Annotated in this window: 6 protein-coding genes; all 6 read left to right on the top strand. The window is 73.2% G+C overall.

Features of this window, described 5'->3' with window-relative positions; translation table 11 throughout:
* Positions 1 to 240: 240 nt before the first annotated feature.
* The 6 genes from ACFQ3T_RS34170 (at position 241) to tatC (ending at position 4,792) form a co-directional block, all read left to right on the top strand.
* Entirely contained in the window at positions 241 to 1,089 is an 849-nt protein-coding gene (locus tag ACFQ3T_RS34170; RefSeq protein WP_380729871.1) for an alpha/beta fold hydrolase, read from the top strand.
* Between the two features lie 70 nt (positions 1,090 to 1,159).
* A complete protein-coding gene (locus ACFQ3T_RS34165; protein WP_380729869.1) occupies positions 1,160 to 2,146 on the top strand; it encodes a helix-turn-helix transcriptional regulator in 987 nt (328 codons plus the stop codon).
* Positions 2,143 to 3,114: a helix-turn-helix transcriptional regulator gene (locus tag ACFQ3T_RS34160; protein WP_380729867.1), complete on the top strand. Its 972-nt coding sequence runs from the start codon at positions 2,143 to 2,145 to the stop codon at positions 3,112 to 3,114. Before ACFQ3T_RS34165 ends, ACFQ3T_RS34160 begins: the two co-directional genes overlap by 4 nt.
* Positions 3,115 to 3,133: 19 nt before the next feature.
* Entirely contained in the window at positions 3,134 to 3,415 is a 282-nt protein-coding gene (locus ACFQ3T_RS34155) for a bacteriophage holin (protein ID WP_380729865.1), read from the top strand.
* Positions 3,393 to 3,722: a Sec-independent protein translocase subunit TatA gene (tatA, locus tag ACFQ3T_RS34150; RefSeq protein ID WP_380729864.1), complete on the top strand. Its 330-nt coding sequence runs from the start codon at positions 3,393 to 3,395 to the stop codon at positions 3,720 to 3,722. Before ACFQ3T_RS34155 ends, tatA begins: the two co-directional genes overlap by 23 nt.
* 125 nt (positions 3,723 to 3,847) lie before the next feature.
* Positions 3,848 to 4,792 (top strand): twin-arginine translocase subunit TatC, encoded by a 945-nt coding sequence (gene tatC / locus ACFQ3T_RS34145; protein ID WP_380729873.1) that lies wholly within the window; start codon positions 3,848 to 3,850, stop codon positions 4,790 to 4,792.
* Positions 4,793 to 4,960 lie beyond the last annotated feature (168 nt).

The raw sequence follows: 4,960 nt of genomic DNA, 5'->3' as shown, positions 1-4,960 counted from the left end.
TGTACAAGGCCCGGGAACGTATTCACCGCAGCGTTGCTACGGGCGACGCGGCGGCCTGCTGGAGGGCGCCTGACGGTGTGCCGGGCGCCGGCGACGCGGCGGTGTGCCGGCTGAGGCCAGAAGGTGTGCCGGGCGCCGGGTGACGCGGCGGCGTGCCGGAGGGCGGCTGACGCGAGGCGTTGCGCCGGAGAGCGGTGTGACAGGGGGTTGATCGGCCACCCGCCCGGGTAGGTGGAACGGGTGGCCGACTTCACCCTGACGAGGATCGACACCGGTGACGTGGAGCTGCGGGTGAGCCACGGCGGTTCCGGGCCGCCCGTGCTCCTGCTGCACGGGCACCCGCGCACGCACACCACCTGGCGGCACGTCGCCCCGCTGCTCGCGGCCGACCACACCGTCGTGTGCCCCGACCTGCGCGGGTACGGCGGCTCGGGCAAGCCGGAGACCACGGCCGACCACACGCCGTACTCCAAGCGGGTGATGGCACGGGACCTCGTCGCCCTCATGCGCGAGCTGGGCCACGAGCGGTTCGCCGTGGTCGGCCACGACCGCGGCGGGTACGTCGCCACCCGGCTCGCCCTGGACCACCCGGACCTGGTCACGCACCTCGTCGCGCTGGACGTGGTGCCGATCGGGTCGGCGCTGGCCCGGTGCGGCCCGGAGTTCGCCCGGAGCTGGTGGCACTGGTTCTTCCTGGCCCAGCCCGACGTGCCGGAACGGGTCATCAACGCCGACCCCGACGCCTGGTACCACACCGACCGCAGGCCCGTGGACGACGACACCCTCCGCGCCATGCACGACCCGGCGACCGTCCACGCCATGGTCGAGGACTACCGCGCCGGCCTCGGCGTCGACCGCGCGCACGACGACGCGGACCTCGCCGCGGGCCGCCGCGTCCGGTGCCCCGTGCTGGTCCTGTGGGCGGAGGACGACGACCTGCCGTCCCTCTACGGCGACGTGCTCGGCGTGTGGCGCGACTGGGCCGACGACCTGCGCGGACGCGGTCTGCCGTCCGGGCACCACCTGGCCGAGGAGGTGCCCCGCGAACTGGCCGACGAGCTGCTGGCGTTCTTCCGGGCAATCGGCTGAATGGACCATTCACCCGGACCGACGGCGGGGATGGCGTCACGGGGGTCTCGTCCGGGGTTAGGGTTCCCTGGTGGCCATCGCACGTGCCGAACGGCTCGTCAACCTGGTGCTGTGCCTGCTCTCGACCCGCCAGTACCTGACCGCCGAGCGCATCCGCGCCATCGTCCCCGGCTATTCCGACGCCGCGACGGACGAGGCGTTCTTCCGCATGTTCGAACGCGACAAGACCGAGCTGCGCGACCTGGGCGTGCCGTTGGAGACGGGCCGCAGCGCGGGCTTCGACGCGATCGACGGCTACCGCATCGCCCGCCGGGACTACGAGCTGGGCGACATCGACCTGGAGCCGGACGAGGCCGCCGCCGTGGCGCTGGCCGCCCGGCTGTGGGACTCGCCCCAGTTCACCGGCGCCGCGCACGGCGCGCTGATCAAGCTCCGCGCCGCGGGCGTGGACGTCGACCAGGACGTCCACGTGCCGGTCGAACCCAAGGTCCGCACCAGCGAACCCGCGTTCCCGCCGCTGCTCGCGGCCGTGCAGGAGGGGCGCGTGGTCGAGTTCGACTACCGCCGCCCGTCGCCGGTCGAGGTCCGCACGCGCACCGTCGAGCCGTGGGGCGTGGTGGCCTGGCGCGGCCGGTGGTACCTCGTCGGCCACGACCGCGACCGGAACGCGCCGCGCTGCTTCCGGCTGTCCCGGATCGTCGGCGACGTCCGCGCGGTCGGCAAGGCGGGCGCGGTGCGCCGGCCCGACGACGTCGACCTGCTGTCGTTCGTGGCCCGCACCCAGCCCGCGGTCGACCAGACGACGGCCACGGCGAAGCTGTGGGTCGCCGAGGGCCGCGCGCAGGGCGTGCGCAGGCGGGCGCGGGTGCTCGGCCGCCAGGAGTTCGACGGCGAGCCCGGCGACCTGCTGGAGATCGAGCTGCGGTTCCCCGACTCGGCCGCCTCCTGGATCGCCGGGTTCGGCCCGGCGGTCGTCGTGCTGGAGCCGGAAGTGCTGGCCAAGACGGTGCGGGAGAAGCTGCTCGGCGCGCTGCGCGGTGCGGGGGTGCGCGCGTGAACGCCGCCACCGACCGCCTGCCCCGGCTGCTCGCCCTGGTGCCGTACCTGCTGGCCCGCCCCGGCGTGCCGATCGACGAGGTCGCGGAGGACTTCGAGGTCACGCCCAAGCAGATCCGCCGCGACCTCGAACTGCTGTGGATGTGCGGCCTGCCTGGCTACGGCCCCGGCGACCTGATCGACCTGTCGTTCGAGGGCGACACGGTCACCGTCACGTTCGACGCGGGCATGAGCCGGCCCCTGCGGCTCACCGCCGCGGAGGCGACGTCGCTGCTGGTGGCGCTGCGCGCGCTGGCCGAGACGCCCGGCGTCGCCGACCAGGCCGCCGTCCAGCGGGCCGTGGCCAAGATCGAGGCCGCCGTGGGGCAGGCGCAGCCCGCCGGGGTGGCCGTCGGACTGGCCGTGCGGGAGGCCCCGGAGACGGCACGCGTGCGTGACGCGGTGTCGGACGGTGTCCGGCGCGGGCGCGCGCTGCGGCTCAGCTACTACACGCCGTCACGGGACGAGATCACCGACCGTGTCGTCGACCCGATGCGGATGCTGCTGGTCGAGGGGCGCGGCTACCTGGAGGCGTGGTGCCGGGCGGCGGATGGCGTGCGGCTGTTCCGGCTCGACCGGATCGACGCCGTGGACGTGCTGGACGAGCCCGCCGCCCCGCCGCCGCACGCCGAGCCCACCGACACCTCGGAGGGTTTGTTCAAGCCCGACCCGTCCCAGCGGACGGCCGTGCTGGTGCTGGAACCGGACGCGCGCTGGGTCGCCGAGTACTACCCGACGGACGGGCTGGTCGAGCTGGAGGAGGGCCGGGCCCGCGTCCTCATGCGGTACGCCGACACCGCGTGGATGGTGCGCCTGCTGCTCGGGCTGGGCGGTGAGGCGCACGTCGAGCAGCCTCCCGACCTCGTGGCGGAGGTCGCCAGGCAGGCGGAGGCGGCATTGCGCCGGGCGGATCACCTCCCGGCAACCTGAGCCCAGTAACGTGGGTCCCGTGCCGTACATCCCGACCCTGGCGTTGATCCTGTTCGGGCTGGTCGCGCTCGTCGCGGTCACCGTCCGAGTCATCGGGTCCTTGCGCCGCTTCCGCGCGGCAAGCACTCTGGTGGGGGACAGGGTCGGCGACGGCGCCGGTCTGCTGAAGGCGCGGTTCGCCGCGCTCTCGCTGGCCGTCGCCGAACGGCGTCCGGATCAGGCCCGCCAGGGCGAGCCCCGCGTACCATCGGTGGACCGGGGGAGACAGGAGGACAGTCGTGGGTTCCCTCGGAGCTACTGAGCTGATCATCATCGCCGTGGTGATCATCCTGCTGTTCGGCGCGAAGAAGCTGCCGGACATGGCCAGGTCGATCGGCCGCTCGGCGAAGATCCTGAAGGCGGAGACCAAGGGTCTGCGCGACGAGGACGACCAGTCGCAGGCCAACCCGGCCACCACCGCCCAGCAGCAGCCGCCCGTCGCGCCCGCCCCGCAGCAGCTCCCGCCCGCGCAGCCGCCGGTCGCCCAGCCCCAGGTCGTCCAGCCCCAGGTGGCCCAGCCGATCGAGAAGAGCGCGCAGAACCTCGAGAACAAGCAGAACAGCAACTGACGAGCCAGCGCACCAACGAGAGTCGAAGGACGGTCCGCACGGTGGGGGCAAGTCCGGTCCGGTGGTGGTCCCAGCGCCGGGAGCGCCGCAAGGTCACGAGCCGTCGGGCCAACCCCGACGGCACCATGTCGTTGAAGGATCACCTCTACGACCTCCGGCACCGACTCGGGCTGGCGCTGCTGTTCATCGCGCTGGGCGCGATCTTCGGGTGGTTCTGGTGGAGCTGGCGGATCTTCGGCCTGCCGAGCCTCGGCGACATCGTGATCGCCCCCTACTGCGGCATCCCGGTGGAGCAGCGGCTGACCCAGAGCGGCCAGGGGTGCCAGCTGCTCCAGACCCAGCCGTTCGAGATCTTCATGATCCGGTTGAAGGTCGGCGCGGGCGCGGGCATGGCCCTCACCGCGCCGCTGTGGCTGTACCAGGTGTGGCGGTTCATCGCGCCCGGCCTGTACGCCAAGGAGCGCCGGTTCGCCGTGGTGTTCGTGGCGTGCGCGTCGGTGCTGTTCGTCGCCGGCGCCACGCTCGCGTTCTACGTCGTGCCGCAGGGCCTGTCCGTGCTGGTCAGCTTCGGTGACGAGAAGTTCATCACCGCGTTGACCGCGGGCGAGTACATCAGCTTCGTGCTGGCGTTGCTGCTGATCTTCGGGGTGAGCTTCGAGCTGCCGCTGATCGTGGTGATGCTCAACCAGGTCGGCGTGCTCACCTACGACAAGCTGCGGCGGTGGCGGCGCGGCATCACGTTCGCCCTGTTCATCTTCGCCGCGATCGCGACGCCGGGCACCGACCCGATCTCGATGGTCGCCCTCGCGGTGGCGCTCACGATCCTGTTCGAGCTGGCCATCCAGATCGCCCGCGTCCACGACAAGCGGGCCGCGCGCAAGCGCAAGGACGAGGGCTGGGACGCCCTGCCCGACGACGAGGCCGCGCCGTTCGAGTACACGCCGTCCTCGATCGACGAGCCGGACCCGCGGCCCGCGGCCGAGCCGAGGCGGGGGCGGCGCGGTGCGAAGCCGGAACCGGTGCCCGCGGCGGAACCGCCGACGCACCCGAAGTACGACGACGTGACCTGAGCCGGCGCCTTTGTAGGCTTCGCGACCATGTCGACCTCAACGCGGGTGGCCCTGCTGGTGTGTCCGGCGTCCGGCAAGGGCCGGGCGGCCCGCATGGCGGGCACCGTCGCGGGCCGGCTGCGCGCCGTGGCCGACCGCCTGGACCTGCACGTCGCGGCCACGGCGGAG

The sequence above is a fragment of the Saccharothrix hoggarensis genome (assembly GCF_042678885.1).
Taxonomy (GTDB): domain Bacteria; phylum Actinomycetota; class Actinomycetes; order Mycobacteriales; family Pseudonocardiaceae; genus Actinosynnema; species Actinosynnema hoggarensis.
Note: the sequence above shows the minus strand (reverse complement) of the source record. Positions and strands in the feature narration are given on the sequence as shown.